Genomic DNA, 21546 nt, shown 5'->3' with positions numbered 1-21546 from the left:
AGATCACGGCCGGAACGCGTTCCGGCGCTCCACCGAACCGCTCCGCAAGACGCCCTTAAGACGACCCGACGACCCGATCACACGGCCCGCCGCGCTCGCGCGTGGACGCATCTCCAAGGAATCGACCATGACGGACTCCAGCAAGAAGCCTTCCTCCAGCGAAGCCTCCGCTCACGACGCCCACGACGCCGCCGCGCGCGCGGCCGCCGACGGCGTCGCCCAGACCGGCGGCCCGGTGGCGATGGAGGACCGCATCGCCATCATCGGCATCGGCTGCCGCCTGCCCGGCGGCGCCAGCGACTACCGCGCGTTCTGGCAGAACCTGGTCCAGGGCAAGGACTGCCTCACCGACACCCCGCTCAACCGCTACGACGTGCGCACGCTCGGCAGCCGCGACAAGAGCAAGCCCGGGCGCCTGGTCGGCGGCCGCGGCGGCTACATCGACGGCTTCGACGAATTCGATCCCGCGTTCTTCGGCATCAGCCCGCGCGAGGCCGACTACATGGACCCGCAGCAGCGCAAGCTGCTGGAAGTGGCCTGGGAAGCGCTGGAAGACGGCGGCCAGAAGCCCGGCGAACTGGCCGGCCAGGAGATCGGCGTGTTCGTCGGCGCGTTCACCCTGGACTACAAGATCGTCCAGTTCGCCGACCTGAGCTTCGACACCCTGGCCGCGCACACCGCCACCGGCACGATGATGACGATGGCGTCGAACCGGATCTCGTACTGCTTCGACTTCCGCGGCCCGAGCCTGTCGATCGACACCGCCTGCAGTTCCTCGCTGGTGGCCGTGCACCTGGCCTGCCACAGCCTGCGCCGCGGCGAGACCAGCCTGGCCCTGGCCGGCGGCACCCTGCTGCACATGACCCCGCAATACACCATCGCCGAGACCAAGGGCGGGTTCCTGTCGCCGGAAGGCAAGTCGCGCACTTTCGACGCATCGGCGAACGGCTATGTGCGCGCCGAGGGCGTCGGCATCGTCGCGCTCAAGCGGCTGGAGGACGCGCTGCGCGACGGCGATCCGATCCACGCGGTGATCCTGGCCACCGGCGTCAACCAGGACGGCCACAGCAACGGCATCACCGTGCCGAATCCCGACGCCCAGGTCGCGCTGATCCAGCGCGTGTGCGGCGAAGCCGGGATCGCGCCGGGCAGCCTGCAGTACATGGAAGCGCACGGCACCTCGACCCCGGTCGGCGATCCGATCGAGGCCCGCGCGCTCGGGCGCGCGCTGGCGCAGGGCCGCGAGCCCGGCGCGGAATGCTTCGTCGGTTCGGTCAAGACCAACATCGGCCATACCGAGGCCGCCGCCGGCGTCGCCGGCCTGATCAAGACCGCGCTGGCGCTCAAGCACAAGCAGATTCCGCCGCACATCAATCTCAAGACGGTGAACCCGGACATCGACCTGGCCTCGATGCCGTACAAGATCCCGACCGAACTGACGCCGTGGCCGGCGCACGAAGGCCCGGCGCGCGCCGCGGTCAACTCGTTCGGCTTCGGCGGCACCAACGCGCACGTGGTGCTGGAGGAAGCGCCGGCGCGCGCCGTCGCGACCGCCGCCGCCGACCAGGCCGAAGCGCTCGACATCGGCGGCTACAACCTGCTGCCGCTGACCGCGCGCGATCCCGCCGCGCTGCCCGAGCTGGCCGCCGGCATCCTGCGCGAACTCGACCGCGAAGGCGACGAGGCGGTGTCGATCGACGACCTCGCCCACACCCTCGCCCATCGCCGCCAGCACCTGGAATCGCGCCTGACCCTGGTCTACGACAGCCGCGAAACCCTGCGCGAGCGGCTGGCCGCCGCGACCGCCGGCGAAGCGCACCCGCTGGTGCTCGCCGACGACCGCCGCGGCGCCGCCGCGCCGAAGCTGGCCTGGGTGTTCACCGGCATGGGCCCGCAGTGGTGGGCGATGGGCCGGCAGCTGTTCGAGAACGAGCCGATCTACCGCGAGGTGATCGAGCGCTGCGACGCCGAGCTGCGCAAGCACGTCGACTGGTCGCTGATCGAACACTTGGGCGCCGCCGAAGCCGACTCGCTGATGAGCGACACCTGGCTGGCGCAGCCGGCCAACTTCGCCGTGCAGATCGCATTGGCGGCGATGTGGCGCGCGCGCGGGGTGACGCCGGACGCCATCGTCGGCCACAGCACCGGCGAGGTCGCCGCGTTCTACGAAGCCGGCGTCTACACCCTGGAACAGGCGGTGCGCGTGGTCGTGCACCGCAGCCGCCTGCAGCAGACCCTGGTCGACACCGGCAGCATGCTCGCCGTGAGCCTGAGCGAGGCCGAAGCTTTGCGCCGGATCGCGCCGTACGGCGATCGCGTGTCGATCGCCGCGGTCAACAGCCCCGGCGCGATGACCCTGGCCGGCGACCAGGACGCGCTGGCCGAAGTCGCCGCGCAGCTGCAGGCCGAGCAGTTGTTCGCCAAGTTCCTGACCGTGCGCGTGCCCTACCACAGCGCCAAGATGGACCTGATCAAGGACGAACTGCTGGAGTCGCTCGAAGGCCTCGCCCCGCACCCGGCGCAGTTGCCGCTGTACATGACCGCCAAGCCCGGCATCGCCGCCGGCCACGAGCTCGACGCGCAGTACTGGTGGGAGAACGTGCGCAACAGCGTCGGCTTCCGCGCCGCCATCGACGCGATGGCCGACGACGGTTACGAACTGTTCCTGGAGATCGGCCCGCACCCGGTGCTCGGCCACTCGATCAACGAGTGCTTCGCCGCGCGCGGCGCCAGCGCGCGCAGCGTGCCCTCGATCCGGCGCCAGGAAGACGAGGCGGCGCGCTTCGCCGCCTCGCTGGCGACCCTGCACAACCTCGGCGTCGCCATCGACTGGCAGGCGCTGCATCCGCGCGGCCGCCAGGTCGCGCTGCCGCGCTATCCGTTCAAGCGCGACCGCTACTGGGTCGAACCGCGTCCGGTCGAGCAGATCCGCCTCGGCCAGCTCGATCACGCGCTGCTGGGCCGGCGCATGGCCAACGCCGAGCCGACCTGGGAAGCGCGCCTGGACGCCGAGCACCAGCCGTATCTGCAGGACCACCGCATCCAGGGCAACGTGCTGTTCCCCGCCGCCGGCTACATCGAGATGGCGGCGCAGGCGGTGCGGGCGATGACCGGCGGCGGCACCGCCGCGATCGCCGACATCGAACTGCGCAAGGCGCTGTTCCTGTCCGACACCGAGGCGGTGACCGCGCAATTGTCGTTCTCCTCCGACGGCGCCGGCTTCAACGTCTCCACCCTGTCCGCCGACGGCGGCGAGCGCACCGTCCACGCCGCCGGCAGCGTGCGCGCCAGCCAGGGCCGCCGCGCCGCGCCGGCGCTGGACGCGCGCGCGGTGCGCGAACGCAGCCCGCTGTACCTGGCGCGCGCGGCCTGCTACCAGCAGCTCGGCGAGATGGGCTACCACTACGGCCCGGCGTTCCAGGGCATCGAGGAAGTCTGGATCGGCCACGGCGAAGCGCTCGCCAAGATCGTGCCGACCGAACAACTGCTCGGCGGCGCCGCCGACCATCACTTCCACCCGGCCATGCTCGACGCCTGCTTCCAGGCGCTGCTGACCCCGCAGATCCTGCAGCGCCAGATCGCGCTGGAAACCGGCCGCGGCGCCGACGCCGGCACCGGCATCCGCCTGCCGCTGTCGATCCAGGAAGTGCGCAGCGAGGCCATCGGCGAGCGCACGCTGTGGGTGCACGCGCAGATCACCCACGACGGCGGCGACGAGCTGATCGGCGACCTCCTGGTCTACGGCGAGGACGGCCGCGCGCTGGGCAAGGTCGCCGGCTTCCGCGCCGCCAACGTCGAGAACGCCAGCGCCAAGGTCGGCCTGCCGACCATCGACGGCTGGCTGGCCGAGACCCACTGGCACGAGATCGCCGAAGACCCGGCGAACCCGCCGCAGGCCGGCGAAAGCGAAGGCTGGCTGATCTTCGCCGACGAGCACGGCCTGGGCGACGAACTCGCCGCGCTGGCCGCCGACCGCGGCGAGCGCGTGCACCTGGTGCGCCCGGGCAAGCGCTACAAGCTGGAGAAGGACCTGCACGAGTCCAGCGTCGCGCCCGGCGTGGCCAAGGACCTGCTGCGCCTGTTCGCCGACCTCGACAAATCCGGCGCCGGCCGCTTCGGCCGCATCGTCCACCTGTGGAACCTCGACCAGCCCAGCGTCGACGCCGCCGACACCCCGGCGCTGCAGAACGGCAACAGCCGCGGCGCGTATTCGCTGATCGCGCTGGCCCAGGCGCTGACCGCCGCGCACCCGCACGGCCGGCTGCACATCGTCACCCGCGGCACCCAGGCGGTGAACCGCGGCGATGCGGTCGAACCGCTCGGCGCGCCGGCCTGGGGTATCGGCCGGGTGCTGTGGTACCAGGAGCTGATCGCCCAGCGCGGCAAGCTGATCGACCTGCCGCTGCGCGACGCCCACGACCCGGCCGAGCGCGTCGCCGAAGCCGCGCTGCTGCGCAACGAACTGCTGCGCGGCGACGAGGACGAAGTGGCCCTGCGCGAGGGCAAGCGCTACACCGGCCGGCTGCTGCCGGCGCAAGGCCTGACCAAGCCGCTGCCGCTGCGCCTGCGCAGCGACGGCGCCTACCTCGTCACCGGCGCGTTCGGCGCGCTGGGCCGGTTGCTGTGCCGCACCCTGGTCAAGCGCGGCGCGCGCAAGCTGATCCTGGTCGGCCGCAGCAAGCTGCCGGCGCGCGCGCAGTGGCGCGACACCGATCCGGACACCGCGGTCGGCCGCAACGTGCGCTTCCTCAAGGAACTCGAACGCCTCGGCGCCGAGCCCATCCTGGCCCAGCTCGACATCACCGACGAAGGCGCGCTGCGCGGCTGGCTGGCCGATTACCGCGAGCGCGAGCTGCCGCCGATCCGCGGCGCGTTCCACCTCGCCGGGCAGGTGCGCGACACCTTGCTCGCCGACATGCAGCGCGACAGCTTCGATCCGGTGTACGAGCCCAAGGTCATCGGCGGCTGGCTGCTGCACAAGCACCTGGCCGACCAGCCGCTCGACCACTTCGTGCTGTTCGCCTCGATCGCCTCGATCGTCACCACCGCCGGCCAGGCCAACTACGCCGCCGGCAACGCCTTCCTGGATGCGCTCGCGCACCACCGCCGCGCCCAGGGCCTGCCCGCGCTCGCCGTGGACTGGGGCCCGTGGGCGACCGGCATGATCGAGGAACTGGGCCTGATCGAGCACTACCGCAACAGCCGCGGCATGTCCTCGCTGCCGCCGGACGCCGGCATGGACGTGCTGGAGCGGGTGATCGGGCAGGATCGCGCCCAGCTGTTGGTCGCGACCGTGGTCGACTGGCCGATCTTCATGGCCTGGTACTCCTCGCCGCCGCCGCTGATCGAGGAACTGGCCAAGCTCGGCGCCGGCAGCGGCGCGGCCGAGCACGGCAGCTTCGTCGAGGCCTTCCGCGACGCCGACGCGCTGGCGCGCTGGAGCCTGCTCGGCGAGCGCTTCCACGGCCTGATCGCCCAGGTCATGCGGGTCAAGCCCGAGCAGATCGACGCCGACGCCAGCCTCAACGCGCTCGGCCTGGATTCGCTGCTGGCGATGGAACTGCGCGCGCGCATCCACACCGAACTGAAAGTCGCGCTGCCGGTGGTGACCCTGCTGAGCAGTTCCTCGATCGGCACCCTGACCGAGCAGTTGCACGCCGGCCTGGTCGAACTGGTGGCCGCGCAGGGCGAGGACGACGGCGCGGCCCAGTTCGAGGCCCACACCGACGAGAGCCGCTACCCGCTGAGCCAGAACCAGAACGCGCTGTGGTTCCTCAAGCAGCTCAACCCCGACGGCTTCGCCTACAACATCGGCGGCGCGGTCGAGGTGCGCACCGAACTGGAACCGCAGCTGATGTTCCAGGCGGTGCGCGAGCTGATCGCGCGCCACCCGAGCCTGCGCGCCAGCTTCGTGCTCGACCGCGGCCAGGCGGTGCAGGTGATCCGTCCGCACAGCGAGGCGGACCTCGCCCTGTTCGACGTGCAGGACAAGCCGTGGGAGGAGATCTACCAGCAGATCATCCGCGAGTACCGCAAGCCCTACGACCTGGAACACGACCCGCTGGTGCGCTTCCGCCTGTTCAAGCGCGGCAAGGACCGCTGGGTGATCATGAAGGCGGTGCATCACATCATCTCCGATGCGATCTCCACCTTCACCTTCATCGAAGAGCTGCTGGCGATCTACGAGGGCCTGCGGCGCAAGGAGAAGGTGGAACTGGCGCCGGTGCGCGCGCGCTACCTGGACTTCTACAACTGGCAAAGCAAATTCCTGGCCTCGCGCGAGGCGGCGAAGATGCTGGAGTACTGGAAGTCGCACCTGCCGGCGCAGGTGCCGATCCTGGCGCTGCCGACCGACAAGCCGCGCCCGGTGGTGCAGACCCACAACGGCGCCTCGGAATTCTTCGTCCTCGACCGCGAGCTCAGCGCGCGCATCCACACCCTGGCGCGCGAGCGCGGCGCGACCGTGTTCATGGTGCTGATGGCGGCCTACTACGTGCTGCTGCAGCGCTACACCGGCCAGGACGACGTGATCGTCGGCAGCCCGGTGATGGGCCGCACCCAGGAGGAGTTCGCCCAGGTCTACGGCTACTTCGTCAACCCGCTGCCGCTGCACGTGGACCTGAGCGCGCAGCCCAGCGTGGCCGAGCTGATCGCGCAGGTGCAGCGCACCGTGCTCAACGGCCTGGACAACCAGGAATACCCGTTCGTGCTGCTGGTCGAGAAGCTCGGCCTGCAGCACGATCCGAGCCGCTCGGCGGTGTTCCAGGCGATGTTCATCCTGCTCGCGCACAAGGTCGCGACCGAGAAGTACGGCTACCGCCTGGAATACATCGAACTGCCGGAAGAGGAAGGCCAGTTCGACCTGACCCTGTCGGCCTACGAGGACGAAGCCGACGGCCGCTTCCACTGCGTGTTCAAGTACAACACCGACCTGTTCCATGCGCAGACCGTGCAGCGGCTGGCCGCGCACTACGTCAACCTGCTCGACGGCCTCACCCGGCTGCCGGCGCAGGCGTCGATCGCCGAGCTGCAATTGCTCGATGCGGACGAGCGCCGCGAGGTGCTCGGCCGCTGGAGCGGCGCCGACGACCGCGCCGCCGCCGACGTGCCGGTGCCGACGCTGATCTCGCGCGCCGCGCAGGCCCACCCGGATGCGCTGGCGGTGGCGGTGCCGAGCGAACGCGGCGACACCCGCCGGCTCAACTACGGCGAACTGGAGCGCCGCTCCAACCGGCTCGCGCGCAAGCTGCGCGAGCTCGGGGTCGGCAGCAGCTCGGTGGTCGCGCTGTGCCTGGACAAGTCGCCCGAGCTCATCGTCGCCCTGCTCGCCGTGCTCAAGGCCGGCGGCGCCTACCTGCCGCTGGACCCGGACTACCCGGCCGAGCGCCTGGCCTACATGGCCGGCCACGCCGGCGCGAAATTGGCGGTGATCGACGAAGAACGGCGCGAACGCCTGGCCGGTTGGGACGGCGACGTGCTCACGCCGGACGAACTGCAGTTGATCGCCGACGCCGACACCGACGCATCGCCGCTGGAGTTCGCGCCGGCGCCGACCGATACCGCCTACGTGATCTACACCTCCGGCTCGACCGGCAAGCCCAAGGCGGTGCACGTCACCCACGCCAACTGGGCCTCGGCTTACGCCGGCTGGGAGCGCGAGTACGCGCTGGACCAGACCCACGCCCACCTGCAGATGGCCAGCTTCTCCTTCGACGTGTTCGCCGGCGACTTCGCCCGCGCGCTGTGCGCGGGCAAGACGCTGGTGCCGGTGACGCGCGAGCTGCTGTTCAACACCCAGCGCCTGTACCGGGCGATGGTCGAGGAAAAGATCGACGCCGCCGAATTCGTGCCGGCGGTGGTGCGCGGGGTGATGGACTACTGCGAACGCGAAGGCGAGCGCCTGGACTTCATGCGCCTGCTGGTGGTCGGCTCGGACGTGTGGAAGGTCGAGGAATACCGGCGCCTGCGCGCGCTGGCCGGACCGCACACGCGCACGATCAACTCCTACGGCCTCAGCGAAGCGACCATCGACAGCACCTATTTCGAGGGCGACGCCGCCGAGCTGGAAGGCAGCCGCATGGTGCCGATCGGGCGGCCGTTCCCGAACACCGCGCTGTACATCCTCGACGAGCGCCGCCAGCCGGTGCCGGCGGGCGTGGCCGGCGAGCTGTGGATCGGCGGCGGCGGCGTCTGCGCCGGCTACGTCAATGACGAGGAACAGACCGCGCAGCGCTTCGGCGAACTGCCGCTGGGCGCCGACGGCGCGATGGTGCGGGTCTACCGCACCGGCGACCTGGCGCGCTGGAGCGGCGACGGCCAGGTCCAGCTGATCGGCCGCGCCGACGGCCAGGTCAAGGTGCGCGGCCACCGCGTCGAGATCGGCGAGATCGAATCGCAGCTGGCGGCGTGGCCGGAGATCGCCCAGGCGGTGCTGACCGTGCGCGAGGACGCGCGCGGCGAGGCCTCGCTGTGCGCTTACTGCGTCGCCGCCGAAGCCGGCGCGACCCTGAACTGGCGCGCGCTGCGCGAGCATCTGGCGCAGTACCTGCCGACCTTCATGATCCCCTCGCAGTACGTGCAGCTCGACGCGCTGCCGCTGTCGGGCAACGGCAAGGTCGACCTCGCCGCGCTGCCGGCGCCGGACGGCAACGCCGCCGAGGCCGCGTTCGAGCCGCCGCAGACCCTGTTCGAGACGCGCATGGCCGAGCACTGGAAGCAGTTGCTGGGCCTGCAGCAGGTCGGCCTGCACGACGACTTCTTCGAGGTCGGCGGCAGTTCGATCAAGCTGATCGAACTGATCTACAACCTGCAGAGCGAGTTCAACATCGCCATCGCGGTGAGCCAGCTGTTCAAGCTCACCACCCTGCACGGCATGGCCAAGACGGTCGAAGCGATCAGCCTGGGCCGGGTCGCCGGCGCGCAACCCTACCTGCGCTTCAACGCCGGGCGCGGGCACGAGCAGACCATCTTCTGCTTCCCGCCGGCCGGCGGCCACGGCCTGGTCTACCGCCAGCTCGCGGTGCATCTGCCGGAATACGAGTTCGTTTCGTTCAACTACCTGCTCGGCGACGACAAGGTCGCCCGCTACGCCGACTTGATCGAAGGCATCCACGCCGAGGGCCACTGCACCCTGTTCGGCTACTCGCTCGGCGGCAACCTCGCTTTCGAAGTGGCCAAGGAACTGGAGCGCCGCGGCCGCGAAGTGCCGAACGTGGTCATCATGGATTCCTACCGCATCCCGGAATCCTTCGAACTGGGCAACGAGCACTTCGAGGCCTTCGAGCACGAGCTGACCGAACACCTGCGCAAGCACACCGGCTCGGACCTGCTCGCCCACGACACCCTGGAGCAGGCGCGCGACTACATCCGGTTTTGCAGCCAGACCCCGAACCTGGGCACCATCGCCGCCCCCGTCAGCGTGATCTCCGACGAGGACAAGCTGGTGTTCTACGGCACCGGCCAGCGCGGCACCTGGCATGGCAGCTCGCTGACCCGCAGCCAGGTGTTCCGCGGCTACGGCAAGCACGCCGACATGCTCGACGCCGACTACATCGAGAAGAACGCGGCGCTGGCGCGCGGCATCCTGGTCGGGGAGACGGCCCATGTCGCCTGATTCGGCCGGCGACGCCGTCGCCAGCAAGCGCGGGCCGGACTGGAGCGCGCGCACGCGCGCTCCGGGTTCGCGGCCCCGGGCCATCATCGTCGGCGCCGGCATGGCCGGCATGGCCACCGGCTGCTACGCGCAGATGAGCGGGATCGAAACCCGCATCTTCGAAAAGCACGTGCTGCCGGGCGGCTGTTGCACCGCCTGGTCGCGCGGCGGCTACATCTTCGATTACTGCATCGAGTGGCTCAACGGCACCGCGCCGGGCAACAACGCCAACCAGGTCTGGCGCGAGCTCGGCGCGCTCGACGGCAAGACCGTGCGCAACTTCGAACTGTTCAACAAGGTCGTCGACGAGCGCGGCCGCGAAGTGAACTTCTACAACGATCCCGACCGGCTCGAACGCGAGCTGATCGCGGTGTCGCCGCAGGACGCGCCGCTGATCAAGGCCTTCTGCGCCGATTTCCGCCGCTTCACCAAGCTCGCCCTGCATCCGTTCCTGAAGCCGCCGCCGCTGGAGAACTGGAAGGAGAAACTGGCCACGCTGCGCCAGGTGCTGCCGGCGTTCGCGCTGTTCTGGCGCACCGGCGCGGCGCAGATGGGGCCGTACGCGGACCGTTTCGCCGATCCGCTGCTGCGCCGCGGTTTCCGCAATATGTTCTTCCAGGACCCGGGCAACTTCGCGGTGCTGCCGTTCCTGTACAACCTGGCCGAGGCCTACAACGACAACGTCGGTTTCCCGCAGGGCGGCTCGCTGGGGCTGTCGCGCTCGGTCGAGGAGCGCTACCTCGGCCTGGGCGGCCACATCGCCTACCGCACCCGCGTCGACCGGGTGCTGGTCGAGGACGGCCGCGCGGTCGGCGTGCGGCTCAAGAACGGCGAATGCCACTACGCCGACCACGTGGTCTCGGCCTGCGACGGACTGTTCACCCTCAACACCCTGCTCGACGGCCAATACAGCAACCCGCGCCTGGACAAGCTGTTCAAGGAAGTGCTGCCGCGCCCGGGCGAGCGCTATCCCGGCGTGGTCTCGGCCTTCGTCGGCTTCGACGGCGACGTGCCGGCGGGCGAGTCGCACAGCACCACCTACCTGCTCGGCGCCGACGACGCGGCGCGGCTGCCCGGCGGCGACCAGGGCAGCCTGGTGGTGCAGTTGCGCTCGCGCTATTCCGACGGCTTCGCGCCGCCGGGCAAATCGGTCATCCACGTCACCTACTTCAGCGACTACGACTACTGGAAGCAGTTGCGCAACAGCGACCGCCGCCAGTACTGGGCGAAGAAGCGCGAAGTCGCCGAATTCGTGCGCGAATTCCTGGAGCGCAAGTACCCGGGCATCGGCGCGCGCATCGAGCTGGTCGACGTCGGCACTCCGGCCACCACCGAGCGCTACACCGGCAACCACAAGGGCGCGATCCTGGCCTGGAAGTCGCCCGACGCCGACGACCTGATCGCCGCGCTGATCGCCAAGGACCGCCTGCGCCTGCAAGGCCTGCGCGGGTTCTCGATGGCCGGGCACTGGGTCGCCGGCGGCAGCCTGATCAAGGCCGCGTCCAGCGGCCGCTTCTGCGCGCAGTACCTGTGCGAGGAACTGGGCGTGCCGTTCAAGGCCTGGGAGAGCGGCAACCGCGAACCCTGGCACCGCGACAAGCTCGGCCACCTGCCGCAACTCGACGACGGCCCGGCGCTGGAGCGTCCGGCGCGGCCGCGCGCCGTCGCCACCGTCCCCATCGCCGGCGCCGCCGCGCTCCCGGCCGCCTGACCACGAGGACCCGACCATGCCGCACCCCCACGGCAACACAGCGCGCGCGCGCCGCCGGCGTTTCCCCGCGGAGGCCCGCCATGGCGCGCGATAACGGCCCCGACTGGAGCGAACGCGGCGCATCCGCGGACGGCACGCCGCGGGTCATCGTCATCGGCGGCGGCGTCGGCGGCCTGTCCACCGGCGTCTACGGCCAGATGAGCGGATTGCAGACGCGGATCTTCGAGACCCACGTGCTGCCCGGCGGTTGCTGCACCGCCTGGTCGCGCCAGGGCTACATCTTCGACTACTGCATCGAATGGCTGATCGGCACCGGCGCCGGCAACGACGCCAACCGGGTCTGGCGCGAGCTCGGCGCGCTCGACGGCAAGACCGTGCGCGACTTCGACATGTTCAACAAGGTCGTCGACGAGGACGGCCGCTCGGTGACCTTCTACAACGATCCCGACCGGCTCGAAGCGCACCTGCTGGAGATTTCCCCGGCCGACGCCGAACCGATCCGGGCCTTCTGCGCCGACCTGCGCCGCTTCGTCAAGATCGAGCTGTACCCGTTCCTGACGCCCGACCCGCTCAAGAGCGTCGGCGAGAAGCTGCGCACATTGCTGAAGGTGCTGCCGGCGTTCCGCCTGTTCTGGCGCAACGCCGCCACGCCGATGCACCGCTTCGCCGACCGCTTCAGCGACCCGCTGCTGCGGCGCGCGTTCCGCAACATCTTCTACCAGGACCCGGAAACCTTCCCGGTGCTGCCGTACCTGTACAACATGGCCTGCGCGCACAACCGCAACGCCGGCTTTCCGCAGGGCGGCTCGCTGGGGCTGTCGCGCTCGATCGAGGAGCGTTATCTCGCGCTCGGCGGCATCCTCAACTACCGCTGCCGGGTCGACAAGATCCTGGTCGAGGACGGCCGCGCCGTCGGCGTGCAGCTCAAGGGCGGCGCGCGCCACTACGCCGACATCGTGGTCTCCGCCGCCGACGGCTACACCACGCTGTACGGCATGCTCGAGGGCAAGTACACCAGCCCGGCGATCGAGACCCTGTACGGCGAGATGCTGGACAAGCCCGGCATCCTGTTCCCGGCCGTGGTGTCGGCTTTCGTCGGCCTGACCGGCGACTTCGATCCGGACGACTCGCACAGCACCACTTACCTGCTCAGCGAAGAGGAAGGCCGGCGACTGCCCGGCGCGCTGCAGAACAGCATCGTCGTGCAGCTGCGCTCGCGCTATTCCGACGGCTTCGCCCCGCCCGGCCGCGCGGTGATCCACTGCACCTACTTCAGCGACTTCCACTACTGGCGCCGGCTGCGCAGCGAAGACCGCAAGCGCTACTGGGCGGAGAAGCGCGAGGTCGCGCAGTTCGTGCGCGAGTTCCTGGAGCGGCGCTATCCGGGCATGGACGAACGCATCGAACTGGTCGACGTGGCCTCGCCGGCCACGACCAAGCGCTACACCGGCAACAGCAACGGCTCGATCCTGGCGTGGAAGGCCTTCAGCGACGCCGAGGACCTGGCCAACGAGCTGGTCAACAAGGGCCGCATGCAGTTGCCCGGGCTCAAGGGTTTCTACATGGCCGGGCAATGGGTGGGCCTGGGCGGGCTGATCCGCGCCGCGTCCACCGGCCGTTTCGCCATGCAGTACATCTGCAAGGAACTGGGCCGCGAGTTCCGCGCCTTCGAAAGCCAGGCCGGCGAACGCTGGCATACCGGCAAGCTCGGGCCGTTCCCCCAACTCGACAAAGCACTCGACAAGCAGGCGGCCGACCGTCCCGCGCGCGCCGCGCGCGGCGGCGACGCGCCTGCGCTGCACGCCACCATCGTCTGACAGGAGCACGGCCATGCCGAGCGGCAAGCGGGAAAGCATGATCATCATCGGCGCGGGACTGGGCGGCCTGTCCACCGGCTGCTACGCGCAAATGAACGGCTACAAGACCCAGATCTTCGAAATGCACGAAATCCCCGGCGGCTGCTGCACCGCCTGGGACCGCGGCGACTTCACCTTCGACTGCTGCATCAGCTGGCTGCTCGGCAACGGCCCGGGCAACGAGATGCACCAGATCTGGCTGGAGCTCGGCGCGTTGCAGGGCAAGCAGATGCGCCACTTCGACGTGTTCAACATCGTGCGCGGCCGCGACGGCCGCGCGGTGTACTTCTATTCCGATCCGGACCGGCTCGAAGCGCACCTGCTGGAGCATTCGCCGGCCGACGCCAAGCTGATCCGCGACTTCGTCAAAGGGCTGCGCAGCTTCCGCAAGGCGCTGGCGGTGTATCCCTTCCTCAAGCCGGTCGGGCTGATGGGGCGCTGGGAACGCTGGAAGATGCTGGCGTCGTTCCTCCCCTACTTCAACGCCATCCGCAAGTCGATCAGCGTGCTGATGACCGACTACTCGGCCAAGTTCAAGGACCCGCTGCTGCGCGAGGCGTTCAACTTCATCCTCTACGAAAAGCACCAGAACTTCCCGGTGCTGCCGTTCTACTTCCAGCTGGCCTCGCACGCGAACCTGTCCGCCGGCGTGCCCGAGCACGGTTCTCTCGGCCTGGCCAAGTCGATCGAGGAACGCTACCGGCGCCTCGGCGGCCAGGTGCACTACAACGCGAAAGTCGAGGAGATCCTGGTCGAGGACGACCGCGCGGTCGGCATCCGCCTCAGCGACGGGCGCGAGATCCGTTCCGACATCGTGGTCTCCGCCGCCGACGGCCAGACCACGCTGATGAAGTTCCTCAAGGGCCGCTACCTCAACGACACCTACCGCAAGCTCTACACCCAGACCATCGCCGAACCGCACATGGTCTTCCCGGGCTACTTCATCACCTTCCTGGGCCTGAACAAGCCCTTCCCCGAAGGCGAGCCCTGCGCGACCTACCTCCTCGACGACGAGGAAGCGCAAGAGATGCTCGGCATCCGCCACCCGAGCATCAACGTGCAGTTCCGCAGCCAGCACTATCCGGAACTGGCGCCGAAGGACCATTGCATCGTCTACGCCACCTACTTCTGCGACATCGCGCCGTGGCGCGCGCTCAACGAAGGGCCCGAGCAGGTCAGCCGCAAGCGCAAGGGCGAGGAACTGCACACCCTGCCGGTGCGCCGCGGCCACGAGTACCACGCGGCCAAGCGCCGGGTCAGCAACGCGATGATCCGGCTGCTGGAAAAGCGCTATCCCGGGCTCAAGGATTCGATCGTCGTGCGCGACGTCTCCAGCCCGCTGACCCAGGTGCGCTACACCGGCAACTTCGACGGCACCGTGCTGGGCTGGCAACCGTTCGTGGAGAGCGGCGAGACCATGGAAGAGGAGATCAAGAAGCACGGCCCGGTGATGCAAGGGCTGTCGAACTTCTACATCTCCGGCGTGTGGGCCACCACCGGCGGGCTGATCCGCGCCGCCGCCGCCGGCCGCCACGTCATGCACTTCATCTGCAAGGACGACGGCCGCGACTTCACCGCCAGCATCGACGACCACGCGCCGATGCCGACCCACCTGATCCACCCGGTCGGGCCGAGCAAGCCCGCCTACGCGCCGCCCAGCGGCTTTCCGCAACTCGCCACGACCAGGACCGCAAGCACATGAAGACCGAACGTTGGGTGGTACGCGAACACGTCGAGGGCGTGCCCGATGCCGCGCGCATCTACGAAAAAGTCGAGACCGAACTGGACACGCGCCTGGGCGAGGAGCAGATGCTGCTCAAGACCCTGTACGTGTCGGTCGATCCCTACCTGCAAGGCATCTGCCTGGACACGCCGATCGGCGACCACATGGGCGCCGACTCGATCATGCAGGTGCTCGACGCCGGGCCGAAGGCGCCGTTCCGGCCGGGCGACCTGGTGCAGGGTTTCGGCGGCTGGCGCACGCATCTGGTCAGCGACGGCAAACCCAAGCTGTGGCAGACCGGCACCTTCCCGATGGTGTTCCCGGCCTACCGCAAGCTCGACCTGCGCCACTACGACGACGCGCTGCCGCTGTCGACCGCGCTCGGCGTGATGGGCGGCCCCGGCATGACCGCCTGGGGCACGATGACCAAGTTCATGCAGGTGCGCCCCGGCGACACCGTCGTGGTCAGCGGCGCCTCGGGCATGATCGGCACCCTGGTCGGGCAGATGGCCAAGCGCGCCGGCGCGCGCGTGGTCGGCACCGCCGGCTCGGCCGGCAAGGCCCGGTACCTGAGCCAGCTCGGCTTCGACGCGGTGATCGACTACAAGCTCGCCGACGACGCCGACAAGATGCGCGAAGCGTTGCGCGAGGCCGCGCCCGACGGCGTGGACAAGTACTTCGACAGCATCGGCGGCAGCGTCACCGACGCGGTGTTTTCGATGCTCAACGTCGGCAGCCAGGTCGCGGTGTGCTGGCAATGGGCGACCCAGGTCCAGCGCGATTACCACGGTCCGCGCCTGCTGCCGTACATCATGTTCCCGCGCGCGACCATCCGCGGCATCTTCTCGCTGGAGTGGTTCAACGAGCAGAACTGGAGCGCGCTGCACGAGGAACTCGGCGGGCTGGTGCGGCGGCAGGAGCTGGTCGCGCACGAAACCGTGCAGGACGGGTTCGAGCATATTCCCGCCGCATACCAGACGTTGTTCTCGGCCAGCGAAAGCAACCGCGGCAAGGTGCTGGTGCGGGTGTGAGCGCGATCGGCGGACGCGCGCGACGGCGCGTCCGCCGTGGGGGTTGTGTCGTGGAGGCTCGCGCCGCGCGATTTCCGCCTCGGAGCTTCCGCCTCGGGGTTTCCGCTTCGAGGGTTACGGCTCAGGGTTTGCGCCGCTGGGATTTGGCCGCGACGTTTCGCGTTCGCTGTCGCTTGTACATCGCGCCCTCGCTCGCTTTCTTTCGCCCTCACGCACGCGTCAGCCTCCAGCCACCGTCATTCCGGCGAAAGCCGGAATCCATTTTGCCGTTGCTTCTGATTCGCCTCTGTTCGTGCGAAGCGGACGCGGCGAAAGAAAAATCAAAATGGATTCCGGCTTTCGCCGGAATGACGGCGCGCGAGGGCCGGTCAAAGACGATTCGTTTCCCGCCTAGATTTTCCCGCATCCCGCTTCCTACCTCGTTCCTCTTCCTCACTTCTCACTTCTCGCTTCTCGCTTCTCGCTTCTCACTTCTCACTTCTCACTTCTCACTTCTCACTTCTCACTTCTCACTTCTCACTTCTCCGCTCCCCGCACACCCACTCCCCACTCCCACCCCAGCTCCCAAGGACCGGCCATGCCCGCCCCCTCGCCCGCCCTCGCCGGCCACTCGCGCCTGCTTACCGGCCTGTTGCTCGCGCTGTTCCTCGGCGCGCTGGAACAGACCATCGTCGCCACCGCGCTGCCGGCGATCGTGCGCGATCTGGCCGGGTTCGACCTGCTCGGCTGGGCGCTGTCGGCCTACCTGCTCGCCACCGCCGCGGCCACGCCGGTGATCGGCAAGCTCAGCGACCTGCACGGCCGTCGCGCGCTGCTGCGCGCGTGCATGGCGCTGTTCGCGCTGGGTTCGGCGATCTGCGCGCTGGCGCCGGACATGCGCACGCTGATCGGCGGACGCGCCGTGCAGGGCATCGGCGGCGCCGGCCTGATCGTGGTCGCGCAGGCCGCGGTCGCGCAGCTCGCCGGCCCCGCCCAGCGCAGCCGCTACGCCGGCTACTTCGCCCTGGTGTGGGCCGCGGCCGGGCTGATCGGTCCGCTGCTCGGCGGCGCGCTCAGCGACTGGCTGCACTGGCGCGCGATCTTCTGGATCAACCTGCCACTGGGCGCGCTGGTGCTGTGGATCGGTGCGCCGGGGCTGCGCGCGCTCGGCCCGGGGCACGGCGAAGGCCGCATCGATCTGGCCGCCACCGCGCTGTTCGCCGTCGCCACCGGCGCGTTCCTGCTGGCGCTGTCGTGGGGCGGCGCGCGCCATCCGTGGCTGTCGGCGCCGGTGCTGTCCGCGCTGGCGGTCGCGCTGGCGACCGGCGCGGTGTTCTTCGCGCGCCAGCGCCGCAGCGCCGACCCGCTGCTGGCGCCGGCCTGGCTGCGCGATCCGGCGATCGGCCCGGCGCTGGCCGCGAGCCTGCTGCTGTACGGCTTCTACATCGCGGTGGCGGTGCTGATGCCGGCGTACTGGCAGCTCGGCCACGGCCTGCGCCCGACCGTGTCCGGCGCGCTGCTGGTGCCGGCGCTGATCGCCGGCGCGGCCGGCGCGCTGATCGGCGGCCGCGCCGCCGCGCGCAGCGGCGACTACAAACGGCCGGTGCTGCCGGGACTGGCGATCGCGGCGCTGACCCTGGCGCTGATGGGCGCGCTGGCGTCGCAACTGAGCGCCTGGTCGGTCAGCGCCCTGCTCGCCTTGGTCGCCTTCGGCATCGGCCCGTGCACGGCCACGGTCAACGCGGTCGCGCAGAACGCCGCACCGGCGCGGCAACTCGGCGCGCTGACCGGCGCGATGGCGCTCAGCCGCACCCTCGGCACCGCGGTCGTGGTCGCCGCCGGCTCGGCGATGATCGTCGCCCACGTCCGCCTCGGCGGCGGCGCGCTCGCCGGCGGCCTGCTCGCCGGCGGCGAAAGCGCGACGGCGCAGACGCTGCCCGAGACCACCCGCGCGTTGCTGCGCGACGCCTACTCCGAACTGTTCTTCTTCGCCGCCGCCGGCATCGCCCTGGCGCTGCTGTGCTACGCCTGGATCCGGCCGCGCACCGCGCACGCGGCCGAACTGGCCGAGCCCGCGCCCGGCGCGTGAGCTGGCGCCGGCCGGCGCCGACCGGCGCGCTCCGCGTCGGCGCCAAGGTCGCGCCGGCCCGCGCCATCGGCTGAGATGCGTGATCCGCGACACACCCTCGGCCCCGATCGCCTGCCGCGCCTAGGGTCGCTCCTAGCTGGCCGCGCGCGCCCACAGCGCCTGCAATGGACGCTACGCCCACCGCCGCCGCGCACGGCTGCATTCCGTCGCGACGGCGCACGACCAGGAGACCGGCCCATGGACAGCGTCAACGGCGCTTCAGGCAGCTCAGGCAGTTCCAGCACCCAGGACAGCCAGTCCGTTTCGCACACCGCGCAAACCGCGCCGACCGCGGCCGAAACCCGCGCGCAGGAACTCGACGACGAACTGGAGAACAACCCCCAGGCCACGGCCGCGCTGGCCGCGCTCACCGCCGATCCGAACTACGCCCAGCTCAGCGTCGAACAGCAGGTGCAGGCCCTGGACGCGTTCAACGCCGCGCCGAACCTGGCCACCGCGACCTATCTGCAAGGCGTGGCCGAGCAGACGCTGGACCCGCAGGCCACGCCGAGCGCGCTGACGCCCGACGCCGGCACCCTGACCCTGGACGGGCAGACCTACGACATCCGCAACGGCGAACTGATCGGCGCCGACGGCCAGGTCGCCGGCAGCATCCGCAACGACGGCCAGGTGCAGCTCGCCGGCGAGACCGCGCCGCGCAGCGTCTACGACGACATCAACACCCGCGTGCAACTGCGCGAGGCCGACGCGGCCGGGCAGACGCGCAACCTGGTCGACCTGCACGCCGCCGATCCCAACGCGCGCCTGGACAGCGCCGACCTCAACCGCGCGCTGACCCAGCGGGTCGAATCGGTGATCTCTCGCGCGCGCCGCGAAGGCATGGACATGCGCGTGACCGACACCTACCGCAGCGTCGCCGAGCAGAACGCGCTGTATGCGCAGGGCCGCACCGCGCCGGGCCGGATCGTCACCAACGCCACCGGCGGCAGTTCCTGGCACAACTATGGACTGGCGGCGGACATCGCCTTCAACGACGCGCGTGGCCAGCCGAGCTGGCCGGAGAACGGCAACTGGGACCGCTACGGCGAGATCGCGGTCGCCAACGGCCTGGAATGGGGCGGCAACTGGCGCGGCATCACCGACCGCCCGCACGTCGAGTACCACCCCGGCCTCGGCGCCGGCGAAGCGCGCACGATGCTGCCGGCCTATCGCCAGGGCGGACTGCAGCAGGTCTGGAACAATCTCGGACTTTGAAAGCAGGAGATAGCGGTTAGGAGATAGGAGATAGCGAAAGCCGGGGCGGCGCTGCCGGCTTTCGCTATCTCCTATCTCCTATCTCCTAACCGCTATCTCCTACTAGGGTCGCTCCTAGCTGGCGCGCGCGGCCGCATTCGCGTGCAATGCCGCACTTCGCGCGCGATCCTCGCCGCGGCCTGAGGGGGACGTCTTGCACATGCAGTCGCCGCACCGCGCCATCAAGATCGGCGAAGCCACCAACAGATAAGCGCGTCCGAACGCGCACCGCGGCCGCAGCGGCCGCACCCGCCACACTTCCTCGGTATCGCATGAAAACCACCCTCGGCGTAGCCCTTACGCCTCCGAGCGCGGCCGCGCTGATCGCCGGCGCCTGCCTGCTGGCGGCCGCGTGCCTGCCCACCTGCCACGGCCGCGATTACGCCCGGGCCAGCGCCGCAGCGCCGACCGCGTCGCCGTGCGCGGCGACGGCCGAACCCGCGCGCGCGATCGCCGCCGACGCGCTGGACGAAGCCGCCGAAGCGGCGCAGGCCGCGCGTTACCCGCCCGGCGCGGCGCAACTGCAAGGCCACGCCGCCAGCGGCCAGCGCTGAGCGCGACGCGCAAGGCCGCGCTTCGAGCAGGCCACGCTTCGGGCAGGCCGGCTTGGAGCAGGTTGGCTTTGAGCAGACCGGCTTGAAGCCGTCCAAGCTTGCGCGGACGCGCGTCGAACGGCCACGCTGCGCGCGCGCAGCGACCGGCTCAAGCGCCGTCGGACGCGCCGGCCAACCGGCTGTGGCGGATGCCGTAACCGAAATACACCGCGCAGCCGAGCAGCAGCCACAGCGCGAAACGCTCGTAGGTGACCCACGGCAGGCCCGAGATCAGCCACAGCGAGAAACCGATCCCGATCAGCGGCACCCACGGCGAGAACGGCGTGCGGAACGGCCGCTCCAGCTCCGGCCGGGTCCGGCGCAGCACCAGCACCGCGCTGCAGATCACCACGAACGCGCTCAGCACGCCGATGTTGACCAGCTTGGCGAGTTCTTCCAGGGTGAACAATCCCGCCGCCAGCGCCGCCACCGCGCCGATCAGCCACGTCGTGCGCCACGGCGTGCGCCAGCGCGGATGGGCCTGGCCGAACCACGCCGGCAGCAGGCCGTCGCGGGCCAGCGCGAACCAGATCCGCGCGCCGGCCATCAGGTTGGCGAAGATCACGCTGGTGATGCCGCAGATCGAGGCCAGCGAAATCGCCACCATCACCCGCGGCATGCCGATGGCGGCGAACGCGTTGGCGACCGGCGCGTCGTTGTCGAGCGTGGCGTAGGAGACGATGCCGGTCAGCACCAGGCAGATGCCGACGTACAGCGTCATCGCGATCGCCAGCGACAGCACCACCGCGCGCGGCAGGTCGCGTTGCGGGTTCAGCGCCTCCTCGGCCGCGGTGGTCATCATCTCGTAGCCGAACACGGCGAAGAACACGATCGAGGCGCCGGTGACCACGCCGCCGAAGCCGAACGGCATGAACGGCTGCCAGCGCGCCGGATCGACGAACGCCGCGCCGGCGGCGATCACCAACACCGCCGCGCCGATCTTGATCGCCACCACCACGGTGTTGAAGCGCGCGCCGGCCTGGGTGCCGAACGCCAGCAGCGCGGTGATCGCCAACGCCACGAACACCGCCGGCAGGTTCACCCACTGCCCCGGCACGTCGCCGAAGTACGCGCCGCGCGCCCACAGCGGCAGTTCGATCCCGGCCGCGGCCAGCAAGGCCTGCACGTAGCCCGACCAGCCCACCGCCACCACCGCGGCGATCAACGCGAATTCCAGCAGCAGGTCCCAGCCGATCAGCCAGCCGGCGAACTCGCCGAGCACCGCGTAACCGTAGGTGTAGGCGCTGCCCGAGACCGGGATCAGGCCGGCGAACTCGGCGTAGCACAGCGCCGCCGCGGCGCTGGCGATGCCGGCGATGACGAACGACAGCACCACCGCCGGCCCGGCGTGATCGGCGGCGACGGTGCCGGTCAGCACGAAGATGCCCACGCCGATGATCCCGCCCAGGCCGATCGCGGTGAGATGCCACAGCCCCAGTACCCGTTGCAGTTCGCCGCGCGTTTGCGCCTGGCGTTGCAGTTGTTCGACCGACTTGCGGCGCAACAGGCGGGCGGCGAGGCTCATCGAAGCTCCAGCGGCGGCGGACGACCCCGGCGATGCTCGCACCGGCGCGGCGCGCCGGACTAGTCGCGCTTGCCCGGTTGGGATGCGGAAGTCC

The 21546-nt window shown here is 70.2% G+C and carries 9 protein-coding genes; 8 read left to right on the top strand and 1 reads right to left on the bottom strand.

The window, feature by feature from the left end:
- Nucleotides 1-127 precede the first annotated feature (127 nt).
- From RDV84_RS16505 to RDV84_RS16470, 8 genes are all read left to right on the top strand, one after another.
- A complete protein-coding gene (locus RDV84_RS16505; protein ID WP_309150952.1) occupies nucleotides 128-9613 on the top strand; it encodes an HSAF biosynthetic non-ribosomal peptide synthetase/polyketide synthase in 9486 nt (3161 codons plus the stop codon).
- Nucleotides 9603-11363, top strand: a complete 1761-nt coding sequence (locus tag RDV84_RS16500) for a phytoene desaturase family protein (protein WP_309150951.1) — start codon at nucleotides 9603-9605, stop codon at nucleotides 11361-11363. Before RDV84_RS16505 ends, RDV84_RS16500 begins: the two co-directional genes overlap by 11 nt.
- Before the next feature lie 80 nt (nucleotides 11364-11443).
- On the top strand, nucleotides 11444-13180 hold the full coding sequence (locus tag RDV84_RS16495) for a phytoene desaturase family protein (RefSeq protein ID WP_309150950.1): 1737 nt from the start codon (nucleotides 11444-11446) through the stop codon (nucleotides 13178-13180).
- Nucleotides 13181-13193: 13 nt separating this feature from the next.
- Nucleotides 13194-14921 carry a phytoene desaturase family protein gene (locus RDV84_RS16490; protein WP_057948131.1) on the top strand — a complete coding sequence of 576 codons (1728 nt, stop codon included), beginning with the start codon at nucleotides 13194-13196 and terminating at the stop codon, nucleotides 14919-14921.
- On the top strand, nucleotides 14918-15973 hold the full coding sequence (locus RDV84_RS16485; RefSeq protein ID WP_309150949.1) for an MDR family NADP-dependent oxidoreductase: 1056 nt from the start codon (nucleotides 14918-14920) through the stop codon (nucleotides 15971-15973). Before RDV84_RS16490 ends, RDV84_RS16485 begins: the two co-directional genes overlap by 4 nt.
- Nucleotides 15974-16550: 577 nt before the next feature.
- Nucleotides 16551-18041 (top strand): MFS transporter, encoded by a 1491-nt coding sequence (locus RDV84_RS16480; protein ID WP_309150948.1) that lies wholly within the window; start codon nucleotides 16551-16553, stop codon nucleotides 18039-18041.
- A 237-nt stretch (nucleotides 18042-18278) separates the two neighbouring features.
- Nucleotides 18279-19295 (top strand): M15 family metallopeptidase, encoded by a 1017-nt coding sequence (locus RDV84_RS16475; protein WP_309150947.1) that lies wholly within the window; start codon nucleotides 18279-18281, stop codon nucleotides 19293-19295.
- 311 nt (nucleotides 19296-19606) lie between these two features.
- Nucleotides 19607-19888 carry a hypothetical protein gene (locus RDV84_RS16470; protein WP_309150946.1) on the top strand — a complete coding sequence of 94 codons (282 nt, stop codon included), beginning with the start codon at nucleotides 19607-19609 and terminating at the stop codon, nucleotides 19886-19888.
- 148 nt (nucleotides 19889-20036) lie between these two features.
- On the opposite strand, the gene RDV84_RS16465 is transcribed toward RDV84_RS16470, so the two are convergent.
- A complete protein-coding gene (locus tag RDV84_RS16465) occupies nucleotides 20037-21452 on the bottom strand; it encodes an amino acid permease (RefSeq protein WP_057948136.1) in 1416 nt (471 codons plus the stop codon).
- Nucleotides 21453-21546 lie beyond the last annotated feature (94 nt).

Source organism: Lysobacter yananisis, assembly GCF_031199375.1.
Classification (GTDB): Bacteria; Pseudomonadota; Gammaproteobacteria; order Xanthomonadales; family Xanthomonadaceae; genus Lysobacter; species Lysobacter yananisis.
This window is presented reverse-complemented; position numbering and strand designations above follow the sequence as displayed.